This is a genomic window from Lysobacter sp. Root76 (assembly GCF_001428685.1).
Lineage (GTDB): Bacteria > Pseudomonadota > Gammaproteobacteria > Xanthomonadales > Xanthomonadaceae > Lysobacter.
This window is the reverse complement of the sequence record NZ_LMIK01000009.1, coordinates 197,746-220,894: the sequence shown is the minus strand read 5'-3', so window position 1 is coordinate 220,894 and position 23,149 is coordinate 197,746. Positions and strand designations below refer to the sequence as shown.

The following is a 23,149-nucleotide window of genomic DNA, read 5'->3' as shown; positions in this document are numbered from 1 at the left end:
ATTGGCGCAGGACCGCATATGAGCATCAAGAATCTCAAGGATTTCGTCGAAACCAGCAGCCAGAAGGACCTCAGCCCCGAGACCTTCGAACTCGAAAGCTCGCATCTGCTCGAGGTCAAACTCAACGGCCGCATCTGGGCCAAGTCCGGCTCGATGGTGGCCTATCGCGGCGGTGTGAAGTTCGTCCGCCAGGGCATGCTGGAGCAGGGCCTGGGCAACCTGCTGAAGAAGGCGATCAGCGGCGAAGGCACCCAGATGATGAAGATGGAAGGGCAGGGCCGGGTCTACATCGCCGACGCCGGCAAGAAGATCACCCTGCTGCGCCTGGCCGGCGAGTCGATCTTCGTCAACGGCAACGACGTGCTCGCCTACGAGGACGGCATCGCCTCGGAGATCAAGATGATGCGCAAGGTCTCGGGCATGATGTCCGGCGGCCTGTTCAACATGAAGCTCTCGGGCAGCGGCGTGGTCGCGATCACCTCGCACTACGAGCCGCTGACCCTGGCCGTGACCCCGGACCAGCCGGTGTTCACCGACCCCAATGCGACCGTGGCCTGGTCGGGCAACCTCAGCCCCGACATCGTCACCGACATCTCGCTGGGCACGCTGCTCGGCCGCGGTTCGGGCGAGAGCATCCAGCTCAAGTTCGCCGGCACCGGCTGGGTGGTGGTGCAGCCGTACGAAGAGGTGTATTTCCAGCAGCAGGGTTGAGCATGACGGCCCTGGTTCTTCCTTCTGCGCAATGGAGGAGGGCCGGGTGCTTAGCCGTCTTGCAGCGACAAAAAGGCCGCGGAATACGCGGCCTTTTCTTTGCCTGGCAGGTTGGACGAGCAGGGACGCCTCGCTCGTGCGACTCATCCCGCGAGCGGAACTCGGGCTGCATTCTCAAATCCCGCGCTCAGAGCCTTGAACGACGCACAAAAGAAAGCCGCGGAGGTCCGCGGCTTTCTTCGACCCGAAACAGCGGCGGCTTACGCCAGGCCCGCCTGCTTCATGACTTCGGCGGCGAAGTCGTCGGTCTGCTTCTCGATGCCTTCGCCCACGGCCAGACGCTGCGAGGTGATGACCTCGGCGCCGGCGGCCTTGAGGACCTGCTCGACGGTCTGGTTGGTGTCCAGCACGTAGGGCTGACCGTACAGGGTGACCTCGTTGACGATCTTGGCGATCTTGCCGCCGATGATCTTCTCCAGGATGTCGGCCGGCTTGGCCTTGTCCTTGTCGGTCATCTTGGCGAGCTCGATTTCCTTTTCCTTGGCGACGAACTCGGCCGGCACGTCGCTGGCCTTGATGTGCGGCGGGTTCATCGCCGCGACATGCATCGCCAGGCCACGGGCCAGGTCCATGTCGCCGCCCTTGACCTCGATCAGCACGCCGATGCGGCCGCCGTGCACGTAGGCGGCGACGTTGTTCGGGCTGTCGATGCGGACCAGGCGACGCACTTGCACGTTCTCGCCGACCTTGGCGATGACGGCGGCGCGGGTTTCCTCGATGGTCTCGCCGGAAGCCAGCTTGGCGGCCTTCAGCGCTTCGGCGTCGGCGGCGCCGGAGCTCAGGGCGACCTGGGCGACGGTTTCGGTGAAGCCGAGGAAGTTGGCGTCCTTGGCGACGAAGTCGGTCTCGGAGTTGATCTCGACCAGCACGGCCTTGCCGCCGTCCTGCGCGACCGCGATGCGGCCTTCGGCGGCGACGCGGTCGGCTTTCTTGTCGGCCTTGGCCAGACCGGACTTGCGCAGCCATTCGGCCGACGCATCGATGTCGCCGTTGTTTTCGACGAGCGCCTTCTTGCACTCCATCATGCCGGCGCCGGTGCGCTCGCGGAGTTCCTTGACCAGGGAAGCGGTGATTTCAGCCATGGGGTTACCTCAGTATTCGTAAAGTCTGGTAGGAGCGGCGTAAATCGCGGCCGCGTCGCCTGCAAGGGCGGCGGATCGCGGTTTACGCCGCTCCTACGAGAGCGGATGCGTGCAAACGCAGCCGCGCAGTGTCGCGCGGCTGCGTTACATGACGCTTACTCGGCCGCCGGAGCGTCCTTCTTGGCGCCGGCCGGAGCCGGGCCCTTCTTGGCCGGGGCGCGACCGCGCGGAGCGGCCTTGCGGTCTTCCTTCGCGACCGGGTTGCCTTCGGCGTCGAGCTCGACGAAGTCTTCCTCGCGCATGCCGGCGGCCGGCGCGGCGGCCTTGCCTTCCAGCACGGAGTCGGCGGCGGCGCGGGCGTACAGCTGAACGGCGCGGATGGCGTCGTCGTTGCCCGGGATGGCGTAGTCGACCAGGGCCGGATCGTAGTTGGTGTCGACGACTGCGACGACCGGGATGCCGAGCTTCTTGGCTTCCTTGATCGCGATGTCTTCATGACCGATGTCGATCACGAACAGCGCGTCGGGCAGACGGTTCATTTCCTTGATGCCGCCCAGCGAGGCCAGCAGCTTCTCGCGCTCGCGACGCAGGCCCAGCACTTCGTGCTTGACCAGCTTCTGGAACGAACCGTCGGTTTCGCCGGCTTCCAGTTCCTTCAGGCGCGACACCGACTGCTTGACGGTGCGGAAGTTGGTCAGGGTGCCGCCCAGCCAGCGCTGGGTCATGTACGGCATGCCGCAACGCTCGGCCTCTTCCTTGATCGACTCGCGCGCCGAGCGCTTGGTGCCGATGAACAGGATGGTGCCGCGCTTCTGCGCGATGCCCGAGATGAAGTTCATCGCGTCGTTGAACAGCGGAACGGTCTTCTCGAGGTTGATGATGTGGATCTTGCCGCGGGCGCCGAAGATGTACGGACCCATCTTGGGGTTCCAGTAACGGGTCTGGTGGCCGAAATGGACGCCGGCTTCCAGCATCTGGCGCATGGTGATCTGGGGCATTGCATGACTCCGATAGGCAAGGAACCGGCCGCCGCGAACGATGAGGGCGGTGCGCCGCAGGCGGGGCCGGCGGTGCGTGGTTCCGGGGTTGGGCCTCCCCGCTGCTTCCGTGTCCGAACCGCGTACGTTTAGCTGTACGAGGCACCCCGGCACGGGCTGTGGCAGCGGGTGTGTATTCGCCGGTGACGCCCGGCGTGGGCGGCGCGGCAGGTCGAGACCGTCCGCAAAGCCGGCGAAGTGTAGCCGGGACAGGGGTTTGGAGCAACCGAGCCGGGCTGGCGGGGGCCGCAGCGCCCATTACCGGAGCAAGCGGGCTGGGCCGGGTCTCAGCGCAGGCTGTCGTAGACCGAGCCGACGATCTGGGCCGGCTTGACCCAGCCCTGGCCCCAGCGCGGGTCCAGGTCGGCGGTCGGGGCGGCGGCCAGGACCTGTTCGCGGGTCCGGCCGGCGCGCTTGAGCCGGGCGACGCGCTCGCGGACCTCGGCGAGCATGTCTCGCGCAGCCTTGAGATCGGCCCGGCTGCCGATCGGGCCGTGGCCGGCGACGATCCGGGTGCGCTCGTCGGCCAGGCCCAGGGCCCGGTCCAGGGCGGCGATCAGGCCGTCCACGGTGCCGCCGACGCCGGTGTCGATGATCGGGTAGAGGCCGTTGAAGAAGCAGTCGCCCAGGTGCAGCACGTTGGCGGCCGGAAAGTGGACCAGCAGGTCGCCGTCGGTGTGCGCGGCCGGCACATGGATCAGCCGTACCTCCAGGCCGTCCAGGCGTACCCGGCCGTCGCCGATCAGGGTCAGGTCCGGCAACGCGGCCGCGGGCAGGGGCGGAACCACCCGGTTGTGGTGCTTTAGGAAAGTGGGCTCGGCCATGCGCCGGCGCGCGTTCTCGTGCGCTATCAGGATGGCGCCGGTCGCGGCCAGAGCCTCGTTGCCGCCGGCATGGTCGCCGTGCCAATGGGTGTTGACCACATAGCGCAGCGGCTTGCGGCCGGCCAGGGCCTGGGCCAGCGCCGGCGCGGCCTTGGCCGTTTCGCTGTCCACCAACAGCGCGCCGTGCTCGGATTCGGCCAGCAACACGGTGGTGGCCGGCCCGCTCCAGGCCGACAGCCCGGGCGCGAGCTCGACCCAGGACGGCGCCGGGTCGGCGGCATGGACCGGGCCGTTCAGCACCAGGGCGAGGGCGATCAGGGCGGTGGAAACGCGGCGCGACGGCATGCGGATTGCTCCGATTGGGCGGCTGAAGGCGGCGACGGCACGCTGTGGACCGCGCGTCGCCATGATCGAAGGGCGTGAATAGGCGATAATGCCGGCATGCCCATTACCATCAAAACCCCGGACGAGATCGAGAAGATGCGCGTCGCCGGCCGCCTGGCCGCCGAAGTGCTGCAGATGATCGCCCCGCACGTGAAGCCCGGCGTCACCACCGAGGCCCTGGACAAGCTCTGCCACGACCACATCGTGAACGTGCAGCACGCGATTCCGGCCAACGTCGGCTACAAGGGCTTCCCGAAGACGGTCTGCACCTCGGTCAACAACGTCATCTGCCACGGCATCCCGAGCGAATCCAAGGTCCTCAAGGAAGGCGACATCGTCAATATCGACGTCACCGTCATCAAGGACGGCTGGCACGGCGATACCAGCCGCATGTACATCGTCGGCGCGCCCTCGGTCATGGCCAAGCGCCTGGTCGACGTGACCCGCGAAGCGATGTTCCGCGGCATCCGCACGGTCAAGCCGGGTTCGACCCTGGGCGACATCGGCGCGGCGATCCAGCAGTACGCCGAATCCGAACGCTTCAGCGTGGTGCGCGAGTACTGCGGCCACGGCATCGGCCGCATCTACCACGAAGACCCGCAGGTGCTGCATTACGGCCGCGCCGGCGAAGGCCTGGTGCTGAAGCCGGGCATGACCTTCACGATCGAACCTATGATCAACGAAGGCGCGCGCCACACCAAGTTGTTGCCCGACGGCTGGACCGTGGTCACCAAGGACCGCAAGCTCTCGGCGCAGTGGGAGCACACGGTCGCGGTGACCGACGACGGCGTCGAGATCCTCACCCGGCTGCCCGGCGACGACAACGATCTATGACCGGTAGCGCCGCCGCCGGCTCGGGCCCGGCGGAGCCGGGTGCAACGGCGCACGGCGCCGAGCGGGCGGCATCGATCCGCGCCGCCTTGAGCGCGGTCGACGCGGCGCTGGCGCAACGCTTCGACGCCGGCGCCGACACGCCCGTCGACGGCATCGACATCGACCGCCTGCTGCGCGTGCGCGCCGACGCCGTCGACGCCGAAGTGCGCGCGGCCTGGCGCGACTGCATCGCCGCCGACGCGCCGCTGGCGCTGTTCGCGGTCGGCGGCTACGGCCGCGGCGAGCTGTTTCCGCAATCGGACATCGACCTGCTGGTGCTGGCCGAGCCCGAGGCCCAGACCGCCCAGGCCGAAGCCCTGGGCCGCTTTTTCACCCTGCTGTGGGACGCCGGCCTGCCGGTCGGCCACGCCGTGCGCTCGGCCGCGCAGTGCACCGAGGCCGCGGCCGACATCACCGTGCTCACCGCGATGCTGGAAGCGCGCCCGCTCTCGGCCGACCACCACGCCGGCGCGACCCTGCAGGCTGCGATCGCGCCGCTGTACGTGTGGCCGGCGCGCGAGTTCTTCCTGGCCAAGCGCGAAGAACTGCGCCAGCGCCATGCCCGCTACGGCGACACCGCCGACAATCTCGAACCCAACCTCAAGGAAGGCCCCGGCGGCCTCCGCGACGTCCAGACACTGCACTGGATGGCGCTGCGCATCATCGGCACCGCCGATCTGGAATCGCTGGTCGCGATCGGCCAGCTCGGCATCGATGAGCTGACCACCCTGGAACGCGAACGCCGCGCCCTGTCGCGGCTGCGCTTCGGCCTGCACCTGGTCGCGCGCAAGCGCGAGGAACGCCTGCGCTTCGACTACCAGAAGCTGCTGGCCGAACGCCTGGGCCACGTCGACAACGCCGACAACCTCGCCGTCGAACAGATGATGCAGGGCTTCTACCGCAGCGCCGCGCTGGTGCTGCGGATCGGCGAGCGCCTGCTGCAGCGCTACGAGGAGCAGATCGAAGGCGAGCCGGCGCCGGTGCCGCTGCGCGGCGCGTTCGCGGACTTCGAACTGCGCCGCGACTACATCGCCGCGCGCTCGCCGCAATGGCCGCGCGACGCCGACGATATCTTCGCCCTGTTCGCGGCCTGGGCCGAGCACGACGCGGTGCGCGGCCTGCATTCGCGCACCGCGCGCGCGCTGGCCGAATCGCTGGCGCGCATCCCCAGTTTCGACACGGCCGAACCAGCCCTGCGCGAGCGCTTCCTGGCGATCCTGCGCGGCCCGCATCCGGTCCACGCGCTCGAACGCATGGCCCGCCTGGGCGTGCTCGGGCGCTGGATTCCGGCGTTCTCGAAAGTCTCCGGGCGCATGCAGTTCGACCTGTTCCACGTCTACACGGTCGATCAGCACACCCTGGCGGTGCTGCGCAATCTGGCGCGCTTCGCTTCGGGCGTGGCCGACGAGCGTTTCAGCATCGCCCACGAAGTCTGGCCGCGCCTGCGCAAGCCGGAACTGCTGCTGTTGGCCGGCCTGTTCCACGACATCGCCAAGGGCCGCGGCGGCGACCATTCCGAACTCGGCGGCGAAGACGCGCGCGTGTTCGGCACGGTCATGGGCCTGAGCGAATCCGACACCGCGCTGATCGAATGGCTGGTGCGCCAACACCTGCTGATGTCGGTGACCGCGCAGAAGCAGGACATCGCCGATCCGGAAGTGATCCACCGCTTCGCCGGCAAGGTCGCCGATCGCGAACGCCTGGATCATCTGTATCTGCTGACCTGCGCCGACATCGCCGGCACTTCGCCCAAACTGTGGAACGCGTGGAAGGACCGGCTGATGGCCGACCTCTACACCGCCACCCGCCTGGCGCTGCGGCGCGGCCTGGAACACCCGGTCGCCGGCGCCGAGCGCGCCGCCGAAACCCGCGCCGCCGCGCACGCCATGCTGGCCGCGTTCGGCAGCGGCGACGACGAAATCGCGGCGCTGTTCGCGCGCATGCCCGAGATCGGCTTCCAGCGCGGCCGCCCCGACCAGATCGCCTGGCAGGCCGCCTCGCTGCGCGGCGTACTGGTCGGCGAGACCCGCGTGCGTGCGCGTCCGGTCAGCGCGCTCGCCGGCGCGCTCGAGGTGTTCGTGCACTCGCCCGACCGCGACGGCCTGTTCGCCGCGATCGTGGCCACGCTCGACCGCCTGGGCTTGGCGATCCAGCAGGCGCGCGTGCTCGACGGCCCGCAGGGCACGATCTTCGACACCTTCGAAGTCGTACCCACCGACCCGCGCCATCCGCCGTCGGCCGAAGAAGTCGAACGCCGCCTCGCCGCGACCCTGGCCGCGCCGCTGGACCGGGTCAAACCCGCGCGCCGCGCCCAGCCGCGCCACCTCAAGCATTTCCGCATCGTGCCGCAGATCGGTTTCAACACCGTCGACAAATCCGGCAGCGACAGCGCCGGCGGCGAACGCACGCTGCTCAGCCTGGTCTGCACCGACCGGCCGGGCCTGCTCGCCGACGTCGCCATGACCTTGCGCAACCAGGCGCTGCGCGTGCACGACGCGCGCATCGCCACCTTCGGCGAACGCGCCGAAGACGTGTTCCAGATCACCAGCCCCGACACCGACGGGCGCGACCGCGCGCTCGACGAAACGCAACAGCAGGCACTGCGCGACGCGCTGCTCGCCTGCCTGGAAGGAGACCACCGATGAGCCCCGCCAAGACCGCCAAGAAGACCGTCCGCAAGAAGTCCGCGCCCAAGGCGCCGGGCATCGACGAGCTCAAGTTCATGATCGACAGCGCGTTCGAGCGCCGCACGATGCTGACGCCGGACGAGATCGAAGGCTCGACGCGGCCGACCGTGGAGCGGGTGATCTCGGGCCTGGAACAGGGCGAGTTCCGCGTCGCCGAACCGGACGGCAAGGGCGGCTGGACCGTCAACGAATGGTTGAAGAAGGCGGTGCTGCTGTACTTCCGCGTCAACGAGATGCAGCTGGTCGAAGCCGACCCGGCGCCGTTCTGGGACAAGATCCCGGCGCGCTTCGAAGGCTACGGCGAAGCCGATTTCCGCAAGCTCGGCGCGCGCGTCGTGCCTGGCGCGATCGCCCGCCGCGGCGCCCACATCGGCAAGGACGTGGTGCTGATGCCGAGCTTCGTCAACATCGGCGCCCACGTCGGCGAAGGCACCATGGTCGACACCTGGGCCACGGTCGGCTCCTGCGCCCAGATCGGCAAGCACTGCCACCTCTCCGGCGGCGCCGGCATCGGCGGCGTGCTGGAACCGCTGCAGGCCTCGCCGACCATCGTCGAAGACCACTGCTTCATCGGCGCGCGTTCGGAAGTGGTCGAGGGCTTCGTCGTCGGCCACCACAGCGTGATCGGCATGGGCGTGTTCCTGGGCCAGAGCACCCGCGTCTACAACCGCGCCACCGGCGAGATCAGCTACGGCTACGTCCCGCCGTACAGCGTGGTCGTGTCCGGCCAGCTGCCGGCGAAGGACAGCTCGCATTCGCTGTACTGCGCGGTGATCGTGAAGCAGGTCGACGCCAAGACGCGCTCCAAGACCAGCATCAACGATTTGCTGCGCGGCCTGGCGGACTGAGGGCGGCGCCGCATGACCACGCTCTACGGCTTGAACAACTGCGACACCTGCAAGAAGGCCCGCAAGTGGCTGGACCGCTTCGGCGTCGCGCATACCTTCGTCGATTACCGCGACAACCGGCAGACGCCGGAGACGCTGCTCGGCTGGCGCGACCAGCTCGGCGGCTGGGACACGATGATCAACAAATCCTCGACCACCTGGCGCACGCTGCCGCCGAACCGTAAGGAACCGGCCTCGGACGCGGAGTGGAAGCTGTTGCTGAAGGAATACCCGCAGCTGATCCGGCGCCCGGTCGTGGTCGCCGACGACGGCACGGTCACCCAGGGCTTCAGCGACAACGGTTTCAAGCAGCGCTTCGGGATCGGTTCGTGAGCGCGGCGCCGGCCAGTGAGGTGTTGGCGCTGACCTGCGATTTGATCGCGCGTCCCTCGGTCACGCCCGACGACCTGGGCTGCCAGCGCATGATCGCCGAACGCCTGACCCGCGTGGGTTTCGCCTGCGAACACCTGCGCTACGGCGAGGTCGACAATCTCTGGGCCGTGCACGGCGCCGATGCGGGGCCGACGCTGGTGCTGCTCGGCCATACCGACGTGGTTCCGTCCGGTCCGGTCGATGCCTGGGCTAGCGATCCCTATCTGCCGGAAATACGCGACGGCGTGCTGTACGGCCGCGGCGCGGCCGACATGAAGGGCAGCGTGGCCGCGTTCGTGGTCGCGCTGGAACGCTTCGCCGCTGCGCATCCGCAGCATCCCGGCCGGGTCGCCCTGTTGCTGACCTCGGACGAGGAGGGCGACGCCATCGACGGCGTGCGCCGCGTCGCCGACACCTTCCGCGCCCGCGGCGAGCGCATCGACTGGTGCGTGACCGGCGAACCTTCATCGACGCGCAAGCTCGGCGACCTGCTGCGCGTCGGCCGTCGCGGCACCTTGTCGGCGACCTTGAACGTAATCGGCGTGCAGGGCCATGTCGCCTACCCGGACAAGGCGCGCAATCCGATCCATCAGGCGATGCCGGCGCTGTCGGAACTCGTGGCGCGCCGCTGGGACGAAGGCTACGAGACCTTCCCGCCGACCAGCTTGCAGATCAGCAACGTGCATGCCGGCACCGGCGCCAACAACGTGATCCCGGGCGAGCTGCAAGTGCTGTTCAACCTGCGCTACAACCCGAGCTGGAACGCGGAGAGCCTGGAGCGCGAGTGCGAGCAGGTGCTGCGCATGCACGGGCTGGAATACGAGATCCGCTGGTTCCGCGGTGGCGAACCGTTCTACACGCCGGAAGGGCCGCTGCGCGCCGCTGCGCGCGAGGTACTGACGGGCTTCGCAGGCGCGGCGCCGGAAGAAAGCACCGGCGGCGGCACCTCGGACGCGCGCTTCATCGCTCCGCTGGGTGCGCAATGCATCGAGATCGGCCCGATCAACGCCAGCATCCACAAGGTCGACGAAAACGTGTCGGTCGCCGATCTGGAAGCGTTGCCGGATTTGTATCTGGCCTTGATCGAGCGCTTGCTGCTGCAGGCGGCGTAATCGCTCGACTGCGTCGATGGGCGTGCGGCCAGCTTCGCACCGGATGAAGTGCCGTAATCGCGGCTTACGCCGCTCCCACAGAGAGCGGCCGTGCCTGCATTCTGTGGGAGCGGCGTGAACCGCGATCGCGCAAACCCGAATGGTTGCGCGACCCCAACATTCGCCACGCTTCAGCGCGGCTTGAACGTCAGCGTGTAGCGCGTCGCCCCCGGCAGGAACGGCGACGCCAGCGGTTGCTGCTGCAGGCGGCGTAAGCCGCTCGACTGCATCGATGGGCGTGTGGCTGGCTCCGCACCGGATGAGGTGTCGTAATCGCGGCTTACGCCGCTCCCACAGAGAGCGGCGGTGCCTGCATGCTGTGGGAGCGGCGTAAGCCGCGATCGCGCAACCCCGAACGGCTGCGCGACCCCAACCTCCGCCACGCCTCAGCGCGGCTTGAACTTCAACGTATAGCGCGTCGCCCCGGGCAGGAACGGCGACGCCCGGCCCTGCACCCAATCGTCGTGGCCCGCGCCCCAGTACGGCGACAGCGGGTGGCCGCTCTGGCCGCCGGGCATATGGATGATGCCCTCGGCCTCGTGTCCGGGCGCGACCACCATGCGCTCGGAGGCGCCGAAATCCTTGCGCTGCACGCGCGGCATGGCGACGTCGCCGGGCAGTTCGTCCGCGGGCATGCACAGCACCGGCTTGGCGAAGTCGGGCAGCGCCCGCGACAGCGGGTGGCAGATCGCGGCGGTATTGCGTTCGCCCCAGCGCCGCTCGCTCAGCGGCCCCTGTTTGGCGAGATCGTCGCGAACCTGGCGTGCGGCGTCCTCGAACAGCGCCTCCCAGCTCGGATAGCGGCGCGGCAGCAGGTGCGGCGGCCGCTGCGTGACCAGCGGCCAGGCCACGCCTTCGAACTGCGGCAGTTCCGGCATCTCGAAATCGCGGCCCTGCCGCGCCCGTGCCGGCGCAGTCAGGCCGTCGATCAGACGGTCGTGCACGGCCAGGCGCCAGGAGCGCACCAGCCGGTAGCTCACCGATTCCGGCACCGCCCGGCCTTCCCAATGCGCGGCTGCGGCCGCCAGTTCGGTCAGCGCCGGCGAATTCTTCGAGCGTGCCGCCTGGTCGCGCAGCAGGGTCCACCAGCGCGCGAGGAAGATCGCGCGGTCGTCGAGTTGGATGCGCAGCAGGTCGCGTTCGTCGAGACGCTGCTTGGACATCAGGTCGTTGCGGATCTGCTGCGCGCGCGCGCCCAGCACCAGGCCGCCGTCGCCGATGCGCGCCAGCTCCGCGCGTTCCAGGGTGCGCGAGTTCGCGGTCCAGAGGCGTCCGCCGGGCGGGTCGAGCAGTTGCGGCGCGACATCGGTGCGCACGCCCCACGGCGGGCAGGCAGCGGCCGCGTCGGCGGCCAGCGGCACCGCGCCGGTGCAGGCCGGCGCGCGCTGCGGGATCGGGCCGAGCAGGCGCCAGCCGATCCGGCCTGTGCGATCGCCGACCACCAGGTTCTGCACCGGCATCGCCACGCTCTGGGCGTCGCGCATGGCTTCGTCCAGCGATTGCGCGCGCACCAGTTTCGCCAGGCCCAGGTTGAGCCCGCCGGGCAGGTGCGCCGACCAGCGCAGCGCGAGCGCGCTGCCGTCGGCGTTGTCGTGCATCAGCGGGCCCCAGGCGGTCTCGCGCACGCGCAGCACGCGTGCGGCCTCGCCCTTGACCTCGATGCGCTCCTCATACGTGCGCAGTCCGGCGCAGGCCTTGGGCGCGGCGCCGGCGCAACCGGGCGCGATCGCCCAATCCAGCCAATCGCCATAGCTGTTGGTGAAGCCCCAGGCGATGCGGCCGTTGCTGCCGACCACCAGCGCCGGCAGGCCGGGCAGGGTGAAGCCGCCGGCGTCGATGCGGCCGCCGGGCACGCGCGGGTCGGCGTAGCGCAGGCGCGCGCGGAACCACAGGTTGGGTGCGCGCAGGCCCAGGTGCATGTCGTCGGCGACGATGGCGCGGCCGTCGCGCGTGCGCGTGCCGGCGATGGCGAAGTTGTTGCTGCCGACCTCGTTGCGGCGCGGCGCTTCGGTCAGGGTTTCGTTGCCGGGTGCGGGCAGGGCGCGCAGGTTCAGGGTGGCCGCGTCGGGCAGCTGGGCGTCGCCGCGGGCGTTGCCGAACAGCGGCGCGTCCCAGGTGCTGCCGTCGTGGGTCAGCAAGGCGTACAGGCTCGCGGGCAGGGCCGGGCGCAGCTTCCACAAGGCGCGTTCGCGCAGGTTGTCGGCGTCCTGCAGGTCGAAGTACATCGCGTAGCCGACCAGGGCCGAGTCGGCCAACTGCCAGCGCGCCGGTTCGGTGCCCAGCAGCAGGTAGGGCCAGGGCCGGGCGCGCAGCGCGGCGAGGCCGTCGTTGACGCCGTCGGTGTAGGCCTGCAGCAGTGGGCGCTGCTCGCCGGCGAAGCTGTCCAGGTGTTGTTCGGTGCGCGCGCGCAGCCGGTGCATGCGCCGGCGCTGGTCGACTTCGACCGCGATCGGCCCGAACAGCGCCGACAGCTCGCCGGCCGCGGTGCGGCGCAGCAGGTCCATCTCGAAGTAGCGTTCCTGGGCGTGTATGTAGCCCAGCGCGCGGATCGCGTCGGCTTCGCTGGCGGCGTCGATGGTGACCACGCCCTGGGCGTCGCGTTGCACGGTCACCGGCGCCGACAGGCCTTGCAGGCTCAGTTCGCCGTCCAGCTGCGGCAGACTGCCGCGCAGCAGCCACCAGGCGCCCGCGACCGCGAGCAACGCCACCACCCCCAGCGCGAGCAGGCCGCGCTTGATCCATTTGGCCATGAGTTCCCTCCGCGCCGCAGCTTAGCCGATTGGCCGCTCCGTTCCGGGGCCGCGGCGGTCCGCGGCAGGCGGCCGGGGCGGGCCGCGGCGGCGGCCGCTTGCAAACCGTCCCGGCCTCAAGCAGGATCGGGTCATGTCCCGTCCTTTCGCCCTCGTCCCGATCCGCAGCGCCGCCCTGCGCGGCCGCGCGGCCGTGGCTGCGTCGAACAATAACAATCGCAATAACGCCAGCCTCCCGCGGGCCGGCGATTAGCGCGCGCAACACACGCTCAATCGCTCACGAAGCCCGCGCCGACCAGCGCGGGCTTTTTCATTTCCAGGGTTTATCAGTCGTTCGTCCTTGAACAAGAGCCCGGCCATCCATGGCCGGGGATCTGAAGAAAAGCGGTTCCCCCTCAGCTTGGAGATTCCCCGATGTGCTCGATCCTCGGCCTGTTCGACCTCCGCCCCGGCGCCGACCTGAGACCGCTCAGGCCGCTGGCCCTGTCCCTGTCGGCGCGCCAACGCCACCGCGGCCCCGACTGGTCCGGCGTCAGCGTCGATCCGCGCGCGCTGCTGGTGCATGAGCGCCTGGCCATCGTCGACCCCACCGGCGGCTCGCAGCCCTTGCGTTCGGCGGACGGCGAGCTCGCCTTGGCCGTCAACGGCGAGATCTACAACCACCGCGAGCTCGAGCAGCAGCTGACTGCGCCCTACGCCTTCCAGACCAAGTCCGATTGCGAGGTCATCAACGCGCTGTACCGCGAGGGCGGCGACCTGGGCGAACTGCTCAACCGCCTCAACGGCATCTTCGCTTTCGCCCTGTGGGACGCGGCGCGCGGGCGCTACGTGATCGCGCGCGACCCGCTCGGCGTGTGCCCGCTGTACTGGGGGCACGATGCCGACGGCCGCCTGTGGGTGGCTTCGGAAATGAAAGTGCTGGCGCGCTTGTGCGACGACGTTGCCGCGTTCCCGCCCGGTCACTACTACGACAGCGAAGTCGGGGTGCCGGTGAAGTACTACGACAAGCCCTGGCGCGACTACGAGGCCACGCGCGGTGTCGAAGTCGGCAAGGAAGAACTGCGCAACGCCTTCGAGCGTGCCGTGCACCGGCAGATGATGAGCGACGTGCCCTATGGCGTGCTGTTGTCGGGCGGCCTGGACTCGTCGCTGGTGGCGGCCTGCGCGGCGCGTTTCGCGCGCCGCCGCATCGAAGAGGACGATCAGGCCGAGGCCTGGTGGCCGCGCCTGCACTCGTTCGCGATCGGCCTGGAGGGTTCGCCCGACCTGGCCGCGGCCGAGATCGCTGCCAAGGCGCTGGGCACCGTGCATCACGGCTTCACCTATACCTTCGAAGAAGGCCTGGATGTGCTGCCGGACGTGATCCAGCACATCGAGACCTACGACACGACCACCATCCGCGCCTCCACGCCCATGTTCCTGCTGGCGCGGCGGATCAAGGCGATGGGCGTGAAGATGGTGCTGTCGGGCGAGGGCAGCGACGAGATCTTCGGCGGCTACCTGTATTTCCACAAGGCGCCGAACGCGCGCGAGTTCCACGAGGAGCTGGTGCGCAAGCTCGACGCGTTGCACAGCTACGACTGCCTGCGCGCCAACAAGTCGATGATGGCCTGGGGCGTGGAACCGCGCGTGCCGTTCCTGGACGTCGAGTTCCTGGACGTGGCGATGCGCATGGACGCGCAGGCCAAGATGGCCGGCAAGGGCCGGATCGAGAAAGCCGTGCTGCGCGAGGCCTTCGAGGGCTATCTGCCCGACGAGATCCTGTGGCGGCAGAAGGAGCAGTTCAGCGACGGCGTCGGCTACGGCTGGATCGACGGGCTCAAGGCGCACGCCGAAGCCCACGTCAGCGACCGCGAGTTCGCCGCGGCGGCGGGGCGTTTCCCGATCAACCCGCCGCAGACCAAGGAGGCCTACTACTATCGCTCGATCTTCGAACGCCACTTCCCCGGCACCGCCTGCGCCGAGACCGTGCCCGGCGGCAAATCGATCGCCTGCTCGTCGCCGGCCGCGATCGCCTGGGACGCGGCGTTCGCGAACGCGGCCGACCCGTCGGGGCGTGCGGTCGCGGGCGTGCACCAGGCTGCGCTGGGCTGAGCCCGGCGTGCGAACGAAACGGGCGCCGCGATGGCGGCGCCCGTTCGTGGCGGCGGTGCGGCCGCCGCATTCCGCTGCGGTGTTCTCGCGTGCCTACAGACCGCAGCCGACCCAGGTCCGCTCCAGGGTCTTGTATTCCCAATTGCCGGCAGGGCAATGCACGCTGACCACGGCGTTGCCGGCCAGTTCGCAGGTCGGGCTGCGCAACACCATTTTGGTCGCGCTGGCCGGCGATGCCGGATACGCGCCGTAGCCTTCGAGGTTCTGGTCGTTGGTGACCCAGCCCGAGCTCGCGTCCGGGCGGTGCGAGGCGGCGGCGTAGACGTTGTAGTACGGGGGCGGCGGCGGGAACGGACTGAACGGTGTGCTGACCACCGTGGCTTTGGCCACGACGGTCGCGGTGGTGCCGGTATTGCCGAAGTCCAGCGACATCTCGGCGAAATAGCCGCCGTTGCAGATCGGTATGCGCGCGCTGGCATCCGGCGGCGGCGAGGCGGCGGCGATCGGGGACAGCAACAGAGCCGCTGCGAACAGCGCGGTGTTGGAGCAGGTGAGCTTCATGGACGCAGATCCTTGCGTGCTTGAGTGGATGGAGCCGACGGCGGCCTGGGTTCGCCGGCGCTTCCGCGCCGGTGCCGTCGCCGGCGGCAAACGACGGCCAGCTGGCCGTCGCGCTCAGTGTCTGGCCTGTTCCGTGACGCTGTCACTCGGACTCGTCGCTCGAAAACCGGGTTTCGTCGGATCGCATTCGTCGCTTGGCAGGGCGACCATCGAGAGTTGCGGCTTTTACGTCCGTTCGAGCCGGTACACCACCGTTTCCAAGCGAGTCACGCCTTCGGAGACGAAACCGGGTTGCTGGGCGAGGATGTCGCGGCGTTCGAGTACCTCGACCTTCCAATCTTCGGCGTAACCCTCGAACACTTCGGGCTGGGTCACCGAGAACGGCGGTCCCTGCTTCTCGTGCTGCGGATATTCCAGGGTGATCAGCAGACCGCGGCAGCCGGCGGGCAGGCGCGGATAGAGGTCATGCATGTAGCGCCGGCGCAGCGGCGGCGGCAGCGCGATCAATGCCGCGCGGTCGTACACCGCCGCGCAGCCGGCCAGCGCTTCGCTGTCCAGCGCGAAAGCATCGCCGCAGATCAGTTCGATCGCGCCGGCGCGGTAGTGGCGGCCATAACGCGACTCGACGATCTCCGGCCGCAGATCATGCTCGGCGAAGAAATCCTCGACCGCGATCCGCGACAGTTCCACGCCGAGCACCCGATGGCCCTGGCTGGCGAGCCAGGGCATGTCCAGGGTCTTGCCGGCCAAGGGTACGAATACGCGGCTGCCCGGCGCCAGACCCAGCGATGGCCAGTGCTTGAGCAACAACGGCGAGGGCCGGTCCTGATGGAAGCCGATCTGGTTGTCGCGCCAGCGCTGGTGCCAGAACTGAGCTTCCATTAGGGCGGGCTCATTCCACCGACAGGCCTTCGACCTTCTGCCAGCCGCGCGGCAGCAGACCGCCGCGGGTGGCGCGCGCGCCCACGTAGGCGTCCAGGTCCTTCCACGACAAGCTCATGCTGCGGCTGCCGGAGCGGACGCTGAGCGTGGTGCCGGGCGCGACCACCGCCACCGCGACCACGCGCTCGGTGCCGAGCTTGGCCTTGGGGATGTCGATGATCTTGTTGCCTTTGCCCTTGTCGAGTTCGGGCAGCTCCGAGACCGGGAACGCGAGCAGGTGACCGACGTTGGTCACCGCGGCCACGCGGTCCTGCTCGACCGTGCCGACCGCGGCCGGCTGCAGGACCTTGGCGTTCGGCGTCAGCGACAGCATCGCCTTGCCGGCCTTGTTGCGGCCGGTGAGGTTCTCGAAGCGGGTGACGAAGCCGTAGCCGTGGCTGGAGGCGAGCACGAAGCGGCTGTCGTTGTCGCCGCTGGCCAGGGCCTGGAACGAGGCTCCGGCCGCGGGCGAGAAGCGCCCGGTCAGCGGCTCGCCGTTGCCGCGCGCCGAAGGCAGGCCGTGGACCACGGTCGAGTACGAGCGTCCGGTCGAATCCAGGAACGCGACCTGCTGGGTGCTGCGGCTCTTGACCGAGCCGAGCAGGCCGTCGCCGTCGCGATAACTCAAGGTCGACGCGTCGATGTCGTGGCCCTTGGCCGCGCGCACCCAACCCTTTTCGCTGAGCACCACGGTCATCGGTTCGCTGGCGACCAGTTCGGTTTCCGACAGCGCCTGGGCGGCATCGCGCGCGACCAGCGGCGAACGGCGGGCGTCGCCGAACTTCTTGGCGTCGGCCAGCAGCTCGTCCTTGACCAGCTTCTTGAGCTTGGACTTGCTGCCCAGGGTGGCGATCAACTTCTCGCGCTCGGCGGCGAGTTCGTCCTGCTCGCCGCGGATCTTCATCTCTTCCAGGCGTGCCAGCTGGCGCAGCTTGGTTTCGAGGATGTAGTCGGTCTGCTCCTCGCTGAGCCCGAAGCGCGCCATCAGCACCGGACGCGGTTCGTCCTCGCTGCGGATGATGCGGATCACCTCGTCCAGGTTCAGGAACGCGACCAGCAAACCTTCCAACAGGTGCAGGCGGCGCTCGACCTTCTCCAGGCGATGGGTGAGACGGCGGGTCACGGTGTCGGTGCGGAACACCAGCCACTCGCTCAGCAGCGCCTTCAGGCCCTTGACCTGCGGACGGCCGTCCAGGCCGATCACGTTGACATTGACGCGGTAGCTCTTTTCCAGGTCGGTGGTCGCGAACAGATGGCCCATCAGCTGTTCGGCATCGACACGATTGGAGCGCGGCACCAGCACGATCCGGGTCGGATTGGCGTGGTCGGATTCGTCGCGCAGATCTTCCAGCCAGGGCAGCTTCTTGGCCCGCATCTGCTGCGCGATCTGCTCGATGATCTTGCCCGGCGAGGCCTGGTAGGGCAGCGCGGTGATGACGAAGTTCTGCGCTTCCTTCACCCAGGTGGCGCGCGCGCGCACGCTGCCCAGGCCGGTTTCGTACATCGCGAGCAGGTCGGCGCGCGGGGTGATGATCTCGGCCGTGGTCGGATAGTCCGGGCCGAGCACGTGCTCGCACAGGTCGCGGGTGGTCGCGTCCGGGTCGTCGAGCAGGCGCACGCAGGCGCTGACGACTTCGTTGAGGTTGTGCGGCGGCACGTCGGTGGCCATGCCGACCGCGATGCCGGTGGTGCCGTTGAGCAGCAGATGCGGCAGGCGCGCCGGCATCCAGGTCGGCTCTTCCAGGGTACCGTCGAAGTTGGGCACCCAGTCGACCGTGCCGTGGGCGAGCTCGCCCAGCAGCACTTCGGCGATCGGGGTCAGCTTGGATTCGGTGTAGCGCATCGCCGCGAACGACTTGGGATCGTCGCTGGAACCGAAGTTGCCCTGGCCCTCGACCAGCGGATAACGGTACGAGAACGGCTGGGCCATGAGCACCATCGCTTCGTAGCAGGCGCTGTCGCCGTGCGGGTGGTACTTGCCGATCACGTCGCCGACGGTGCGCGCCGATTTTTTCGGCTTGGCGCCGGCGTTGAGGCCGAGCTCGCTCATCGAATAGATGATGCGGCGCTGTACCGGCTTGAGACCGTCGCCGAGGAAGGGCAGGGCGCGGTCGAGCACCACATACATCGAGTAATCGAGGTAGGCGCGCTCGGCGTACTCGCGCAGCGGGATCTGTTCGAAGCCGTGGAACACCGGACGTACGGATTCAGTCATGGAACGCAATCAACTCGCTAAGGCGTGACCTCGCGATTCTACCCGTCGCTGTACCGGGCCGGAGCCGCGATCTCGGCTTATGTGCTCGCGCAAGTCGGCGCACGTGCCGGCGCCAAGGCATGGGGCGATCGGGGCCGCGGCACGGGCGCGCGCCGCGCCGGCCCGAGCGGGCGCCAGGGGGCGGCCTTGCCGAGTCCGGCGTTGAGCCGGCGTTGTGACAAAACCGTTGACAGCCGCCTCACCGCAACGCAACATACGCCTCCTCGCAGCGCCCACAGCGTCGCGATAGGCCCAGGTGGCGGAATTGGTAGACGCACTAGTTTCAGGTACTAGCGGGTAAAACCGTGGAGGTTCGAGTCCTCTCCTGGGCACCACTCTTCAGAAGAACCCCTGAGAAATCAGGGGTTTTTCGTTTTCAGAGTCCGTTCCGGCCCGATTCCGCGGCCGCAGCTGCCGCACTGGCCCCGGCTCCGGCCGCAGCCTGGGCTTCGATGTTCTTCCAACCGTCGCCGATCCGGCCGGCCTAGACTCGGCCGGCGCAGGCCTCGGCTTCGGTTTCCGCGTCCCCTGCCGGGTAACGCCCGACGGTTCCAACCGGGTCGCTCGATCCCGGTCGCTGTATCCCACGCCACACGCCGTCCTGCGCCGCCGCTCACGCGCGGCATCGCATCGCGTTACAGGCCGCCGCGCGCTCGCCGCCGGACACCCAGCTTTCCGATCCCGTGCCGCTGCGCGAGGTCATCGCCATGCCGAGTCTGCTCGCATGCGCGGCGCCGAAGCCGGTGTCGCTCGCGCCGCATCCTCGTTCCGAACCAACCACCCACGATTCCGCACAGGAGTTCGCCTCTGACACCGCCTCCCACTTCCATCGCCATCGGCGCCTGTACTCGCGTCGATGCCAGCCCCGCCGCGATCTGGACCTGCCTGATCGACATCGCCTGTTGGCCGCAATGGCACGACCGGATCTCGGCCTCCAACTTATTGGGCCCGGCGCAGCCCGGCTCCGCGCTGTGCTGGCGCGAACACGAAACGCTCTCGGTCGCGCGCCTGACCTGCGTCGAACCCGGCCGCCGGCTCGAATGGGACCTGCTGCAAGGCCCCTGGCCCGGCCAGCATCGCTGGCGCATCGAGGAAAGCGCGGGCGGCGCGCTGGTCTGCCACGCCCGCAGCCTGGCCGTCGTCGGCACCGACCAGGACGTCGCGAAGCTGCGCGAACGCTTGCTCGTCGCGGTCAACGACTGGAATGGCCGACTGCGGGCACGCTTCGCGCGTAGTTAGTCACACGAATAATCACATCGCTGCTTCGATTCGCCGCAATGTCGCCGCATACACGTCCGCGCATGCTGGGCGACGCTATTCTTATGATCATTGGAGCGGAACCGCATACGGCTCCGAGGCGCAAGTCGAGAGCCCACAAGGAGAGCGGAATGTTCGATCGATGCGTCCGGCGCAAAGCCTGGACGATGCTGTGCCTGGCTGGACTGGCTTTGTCGGGCAGCGCTTGTTCGGCGCAGAACCAGCGACCTACCGCGACGACGAGGGCGGCAACGGACGCAGGCGCCGATCCGTTCGCCGGCGACTGGGGTTTCAGCACTCGCTGCTACAAGGGGCATTACGTCGGCATCACGCTCAAGCGCGAAGGCGATCGCTATACCGGCACTTGGAGCGATGGCACCGACATCTGGGGCTCGAGCGGCGAGTTCAAGGGAATGCAGGACGACGACAAGCTCAAGTACGACGTATGCACCGTAACCGAGCAACGGGGTGGGTATGCACGTTGTCCCTCGTATACCCGCGGCGCCGGGTATTTCGTCCGCCGTGGTGAACAACTGGTGTGGTATCTCCGGGACGGCGCCGTAAGGACCGAATACCTAATCCTGGATCATCAACCCCAACAACAAGTTCCTGTCGTCGATCAGACGGAAGTATGCGACGAGTAAGCCCAGGAGGGGCGAATCATGACCGATACGCCGAATCAGCATCCCGCAGCACGACCGGGACTCACCAATGCCGAATTGGCGCGACGGCTGCGCAGGCTGGGCGGCACTATTCTTTTGATCAGTGGAGCGGGGCTGCATACGGTTCCGAGGCGAAAATCGAAGGCCCACAAGGAGAGCGGAATGTTCGATCGATCCGTCCAGCGCAAAGCCTGGACAATGCTGTGCCTGGCCGGATTGGCTTTGTCGGGCAGCGCTTGTTCGGCACAGAACGAGCGACCTACCGCGACGACGACGGCGGCGACCGAAGCAGGCGCCGATCCGTTCGCCGGCGACTGGGGTTTCAGTACGCGTTGCTCCAAGGGGCACTACGTTGGCATTACGTTCAAGCGCGAAGGCGATCTCTATATGGGGTCCTGGACCGACGGGTCGGACCTCAGCGGTTCGGACGGAAAGTTTGAAGGCCATGTGCGCGGCAAGAAGCTGGAATACGACGCTTGCAGCGAGGTCGCGCAGAACGGCGGTTACGAGGTGTGTCCGAAGTTCACCCGCAAGGTCGGGTATTTCGAACGCGAAGGCGAGCATTTGGTGTGGTACCAGCAATACAGCAAAGTGATCGATCGCTATCTCACGCTCAGTCGACAGCCCCGATTCCAGGCCGCGCCCCTGGATCCCGCGGAAACCTGCGCCGGCGAATAAGCCCAGGAGGGGCTGACCATGACCGATACTCCCCAACATCGTCCTGCAGCGCGGCCTGGCCTGACAAACGCCGAACTACGCGCCACCATCTATTTCGCTATGGGCGTGAGTTCCGAGAGTGGCGAGAAGGCCTACGGACTCGCCGTGGCCGGCGATCTGGCCGATACCGCGCGGATCGAAACGGCCGATCGCAGCGGCTACACCATAGGTACGATCCAGACCGATCTAGGGCAGCACTATCAACCCAACGTCCCCGGTGGCGAGAACGTACCTGCCGATCTGGTCAACGCCTACCAGGCCTGGGCACGGACCCATCATTCGGATTGGGTCTTGAATCAGGCACCGGTGAATCAAACCACGGCGGACCTCGGGCGTAAGGGTACGGCCATTCGTGACGAACAAGGGCGCGACATCGACGCTACGGTGCGCTCGCACCTGGATAGTTTTCTCGCGTCGGACGCTGGTGTGACCTGGGTGCATGACCGCGACGTGGCCCAAGTCGACAAGCTCATGGATCGCGCGATCGCTCCGCTGCAACGTTCTCAGGTGTACCGCGACGCCTCGGGCGACGATCAGGTCAAGCTGGCCGCGATGGTGGCCAAGGTCTACAACCAGAATGAAGCGAAAGCGCGCCCGATCCTGGCCGCGCTGGAGCGCGGCCAGTACCACAGCGTGAACGACGTCAGCGATGCCATCGGTAACTTGAGCCCGGCGGCGACCGACTACTTCCAAACCGGTCGCGACAAAGCCCTGCACGGCGCCGACGTCGTCAACGCGCTGCGCAATTCCCACCCCGACAGCCCGCTGCATCCGGTCTGGCAACACGTCACCGCCAATCCCCTGATCAACCCCACGCGCCTGGACCAGGACCGCGCCCATCCGAACCTGCCCGGCGAGTACGCGACCGTGCGCCGCCTGTTCGTGAACTACGAGCAGGCCGAGCCCTTCATCCACGCGCTGGACCGCGGCGGCGCCTACCAGCAGGCGCGCACCAGCCAGACCGAGCCGGGCCGCTTCAACGACAACGGCGTGTACGCGGCCGGCAACGACTTCGTGACCTGGGACCGCAAGGGCAACGGCCACGCCTTCGTGCGCGGCACCTGGAGCGAGGTCGACCGCGAGGACCTGTCGCGGGTCAATCAGGCCAACCGCGTGGTCGATCTCAACATCGACCGCAACGGCGCGTCCGAGCGTCTGTTGCGGGTGGATCGCAACGCGCCCGCGCTGCGCGCCGAGCCGGCGCCGGTGACGGCGCAGCCCGCGCCCGTGGCGACGCCGCCGATCGCCAACCCGGCCGGCCCCGCGCAGCCGGCGCCGCACCGGCCGACGCCGGCCGAACTCGATCGTCGCGGCAACGAGATCGGGCCGATCCCGGCGCCGGGCGCGCCGCGTCCCGCCGGCCAGCCGCTGGGCGCGAACGATGCGCGCGACCGCAACCATCCCGACCACGCCGCCTTCGGCAACATCCGCGGTGTGCTCGCCGCCGACGGACGCTGGAACGCCGAGCAATGCGACAACATTTCGGCGCAGCTGTTGTGCCGGCACAAGGCCGATCCGCTCAGCCACGGCATCGACCGCGTCGCCATCGGCCGACCGACCGCGAACGGCGAGGTCCACGTGTTCGCGATGTATTCGCCGTCCGGCGAGCGCGGCCCGCATTTCCATGCCCAGGTCGAGGCCAATCAGGCGGCACGCATTCCGGCCGCGCAGAGTTTCGACCAGTTGGCCCAGATCAGCGCGCAGCAGACGCAGCAGCAGGCACAGGGCCTGAGCGGGCCGGAGTCGCCGGGTCGCGGCGCACAGCGGATGGGCTGAGCCAGGGCCCGTTTCGCAGCCGGGCGGCGCCGCAACGGCGTGGCCCGGTATGCATCGGCGGTGCCGGGCCGACGACACCGCGTTCATGG

At 68.5% G+C, this 23,149-nt stretch carries 18 protein-coding genes and 1 tRNA gene; 12 read left to right on the top strand and 7 right to left on the bottom strand.

What is annotated here, in order from left to right; translation table 11 throughout:
* Positions 1-18: 18 nt before the first annotated feature.
* Entirely contained in the window at positions 19-711 is a 693-nt protein-coding gene (locus ASE10_RS18250) for an AIM24 family protein (RefSeq protein ID WP_055910607.1), read from the top strand.
* 260 nt (positions 712-971) lie between these two features.
* Here ASE10_RS18250 and tsf read toward each other — a convergent pair whose 3' ends face one another.
* From tsf to ASE10_RS18235, 3 genes are all read right to left on the bottom strand, one after another.
* Positions 972-1,853: a translation elongation factor Ts gene (gene tsf, locus ASE10_RS18245; RefSeq protein ID WP_055910604.1), complete on the bottom strand. Its 882-nt coding sequence runs from the start codon at positions 1,851-1,853 to the stop codon at positions 972-974.
* 155 nt (positions 1,854-2,008) lie between these two features.
* Positions 2,009-2,851 (bottom strand): 30S ribosomal protein S2, encoded by an 843-nt coding sequence (rpsB, locus tag ASE10_RS18240; RefSeq protein WP_055910601.1) that lies wholly within the window; start codon positions 2,849-2,851, stop codon positions 2,009-2,011.
* A gap of 326 nt (positions 2,852-3,177) precedes the next feature.
* The gene (locus tag ASE10_RS18235; RefSeq protein WP_055910598.1) at positions 3,178-4,059 is read right to left on the bottom strand and encodes an MBL fold metallo-hydrolase; all 882 of its coding nucleotides are present in this window, start codon (positions 4,057-4,059) and stop codon (positions 3,178-3,180) included.
* A gap of 96 nt (positions 4,060-4,155) precedes the next feature.
* Here ASE10_RS18235 and map point away from each other — a divergent pair, with 96 nt between their 5' ends.
* From map to dapE, 5 genes are read left to right on the top strand one after another with little or no spacing between them, the layout of a single operon-like run.
* Positions 4,156-4,932, top strand: coding sequence for a type I methionyl aminopeptidase (map, locus tag ASE10_RS18230; RefSeq protein ID WP_055910595.1), 777 nt, complete (start codon positions 4,156-4,158; stop codon positions 4,930-4,932).
* A complete protein-coding gene (glnD, locus tag ASE10_RS18225) occupies positions 4,929-7,616 on the top strand; it encodes a [protein-PII] uridylyltransferase (RefSeq protein ID WP_055910592.1) in 2,688 nt (895 codons plus the stop codon). Before map ends, glnD begins: the two co-directional genes overlap by 4 nt.
* A complete protein-coding gene (gene dapD, locus ASE10_RS18220; RefSeq protein WP_055910590.1) occupies positions 7,613-8,506 on the top strand; it encodes a 2,3,4,5-tetrahydropyridine-2,6-dicarboxylate N-succinyltransferase in 894 nt (297 codons plus the stop codon). The genes glnD and dapD overlap by 4 nt, the downstream gene beginning before the upstream one ends.
* Positions 8,507-8,518: 12 nt before the next feature.
* Positions 8,519-8,878 (top strand): Spx/MgsR family RNA polymerase-binding regulatory protein, encoded by a 360-nt coding sequence (locus ASE10_RS18215; protein WP_056306354.1) that lies wholly within the window; start codon positions 8,519-8,521, stop codon positions 8,876-8,878.
* Positions 8,875-10,029: a succinyl-diaminopimelate desuccinylase gene (dapE, locus tag ASE10_RS18210; protein WP_055910583.1), complete on the top strand. Its 1,155-nt coding sequence runs from the start codon at positions 8,875-8,877 to the stop codon at positions 10,027-10,029. The genes ASE10_RS18215 and dapE overlap by 4 nt, the downstream gene beginning before the upstream one ends.
* Positions 10,030-10,454: 425 nt before the next feature.
* Here the strand turns inward: dapE and ASE10_RS18205 are convergent, their stop codons facing one another.
* Positions 10,455-12,818 (bottom strand): penicillin acylase family protein, encoded by a 2,364-nt coding sequence (locus tag ASE10_RS18205; protein WP_056104346.1) that lies wholly within the window; start codon positions 12,816-12,818, stop codon positions 10,455-10,457.
* Positions 12,819-13,232: 414 nt separating this feature from the next.
* Here ASE10_RS18205 and asnB point away from each other — a divergent pair, with 414 nt between their 5' ends.
* Positions 13,233-14,912, top strand: a complete 1,680-nt coding sequence (asnB, locus tag ASE10_RS18200; RefSeq protein WP_055910577.1) for an asparagine synthase B — start codon at positions 13,233-13,235, stop codon at positions 14,910-14,912.
* A gap of 93 nt (positions 14,913-15,005) precedes the next feature.
* On the opposite strand, the gene ASE10_RS18195 is transcribed toward asnB, so the two are convergent.
* The 3 genes from ASE10_RS18195 to parC all read right to left on the bottom strand — a co-directional run bounded on the left by ASE10_RS18195 (position 15,006) and on the right by parC (position 18,609).
* A complete protein-coding gene (locus tag ASE10_RS18195; RefSeq protein ID WP_055910575.1) occupies positions 15,006-15,473 on the bottom strand; it encodes a hypothetical protein in 468 nt (155 codons plus the stop codon).
* A 225-nt stretch (positions 15,474-15,698) separates the two neighbouring features.
* Positions 15,699-16,355, bottom strand: coding sequence for a thiopurine S-methyltransferase (locus tag ASE10_RS18190; RefSeq protein ID WP_055910572.1), 657 nt, complete (start codon positions 16,353-16,355; stop codon positions 15,699-15,701).
* Positions 16,356-16,365: 10 nt separating this feature from the next.
* Positions 16,366-18,609 carry a DNA topoisomerase IV subunit A gene (parC, locus tag ASE10_RS18185; protein ID WP_055910569.1) on the bottom strand — a complete coding sequence of 748 codons (2,244 nt, stop codon included), beginning with the start codon at positions 18,607-18,609 and terminating at the stop codon, positions 16,366-16,368.
* 289 nt (positions 18,610-18,898) lie between these two features.
* Between parC and ASE10_RS18180 the strand changes: the two genes are divergently transcribed.
* From ASE10_RS18180 to ASE10_RS18155, 5 genes are all read left to right on the top strand, one after another.
* A tRNA-Leu gene (locus ASE10_RS18180) sits at positions 18,899-18,983 on the top strand.
* A gap of 16 nt (positions 18,984-18,999) precedes the next feature.
* The gene (locus ASE10_RS21365) at positions 19,000-19,887 is read left to right on the top strand and encodes an SRPBCC family protein (protein ID WP_082586143.1); all 888 of its coding nucleotides are present in this window, start codon (positions 19,000-19,002) and stop codon (positions 19,885-19,887) included.
* Between the two features lie 149 nt (positions 19,888-20,036).
* Positions 20,037-20,549 (top strand): hypothetical protein, encoded by a 513-nt coding sequence (locus ASE10_RS18165; RefSeq protein WP_157481190.1) that lies wholly within the window; start codon positions 20,037-20,039, stop codon positions 20,547-20,549.
* A gap of 18 nt (positions 20,550-20,567) precedes the next feature.
* A complete protein-coding gene (locus ASE10_RS18160) occupies positions 20,568-21,245 on the top strand; it encodes a hypothetical protein (RefSeq protein WP_157481188.1) in 678 nt (225 codons plus the stop codon).
* Positions 21,246-21,263: 18 nt separating this feature from the next.
* Positions 21,264-23,060 carry an XVIPCD domain-containing protein gene (locus ASE10_RS18155; protein ID WP_157481186.1) on the top strand — a complete coding sequence of 599 codons (1,797 nt, stop codon included), beginning with the start codon at positions 21,264-21,266 and terminating at the stop codon, positions 23,058-23,060.
* The last annotated feature ends 89 nt before the right edge of the window (positions 23,061-23,149 follow it).

Excerpts from the sequence above, each read along its gene's own strand:
- tsf (WP_055910604.1), bottom strand. The coding sequence starts at position 1,853 with ATGGCTGAAATCACCGCTTCCCTGGTCAAGGAACTCCGCGAGCGCACC.
- ASE10_RS18160 (WP_157481188.1), top strand. The coding sequence starts at position 20,568 with ATGACCGATACGCCGAATCAGCATCCCGCAGCACGACCGGGACTCACC.
- ASE10_RS18155 (WP_157481186.1), top strand. The coding sequence starts at position 21,264 with ATGACCGATACTCCCCAACATCGTCCTGCAGCGCGGCCTGGCCTGACA.
- dapD (WP_055910590.1), top strand. The coding sequence starts at position 7,613 with ATGAGCCCCGCCAAGACCGCCAAGAAGACCGTCCGCAAGAAGTCCGCG.
- ASE10_RS18235 (WP_055910598.1), bottom strand. The coding sequence starts at position 4,059 with ATGCCGTCGCGCCGCGTTTCCACCGCCCTGATCGCCCTCGCCCTGGTG.
- ASE10_RS18205 (WP_056104346.1), bottom strand. The coding sequence starts at position 12,818 with ATGGCCAAATGGATCAAGCGCGGCCTGCTCGCGCTGGGGGTGGTGGCG.
- map (WP_055910595.1), top strand. The coding sequence starts at position 4,156 with ATGCCCATTACCATCAAAACCCCGGACGAGATCGAGAAGATGCGCGTC.
- ASE10_RS18195 (WP_055910575.1), bottom strand. The coding sequence starts at position 15,473 with ATGAAGCTCACCTGCTCCAACACCGCGCTGTTCGCAGCGGCTCTGTTG.
- parC (WP_055910569.1), bottom strand. The coding sequence starts at position 18,609 with ATGACTGAATCCGTACGTCCGGTGTTCCACGGCTTCGAACAGATCCCG.
- ASE10_RS18250 (WP_055910607.1), top strand. The coding sequence starts at position 19 with ATGAGCATCAAGAATCTCAAGGATTTCGTCGAAACCAGCAGCCAGAAG.
- ASE10_RS18215 (WP_056306354.1), top strand. The coding sequence starts at position 8,519 with ATGACCACGCTCTACGGCTTGAACAACTGCGACACCTGCAAGAAGGCC.
- ASE10_RS18165 (WP_157481190.1), top strand. The coding sequence starts at position 20,037 with ATGTTCGATCGATGCGTCCGGCGCAAAGCCTGGACGATGCTGTGCCTG.
- glnD (WP_055910592.1), top strand. The coding sequence starts at position 4,929 with ATGACCGGTAGCGCCGCCGCCGGCTCGGGCCCGGCGGAGCCGGGTGCA.
- asnB (WP_055910577.1), top strand. The coding sequence starts at position 13,233 with ATGTGCTCGATCCTCGGCCTGTTCGACCTCCGCCCCGGCGCCGACCTG.
- rpsB (WP_055910601.1), bottom strand. The coding sequence starts at position 2,851 with ATGCCCCAGATCACCATGCGCCAGATGCTGGAAGCCGGCGTCCATTTC.
- ASE10_RS18190 (WP_055910572.1), bottom strand. The coding sequence starts at position 16,355 with ATGGAAGCTCAGTTCTGGCACCAGCGCTGGCGCGACAACCAGATCGGC.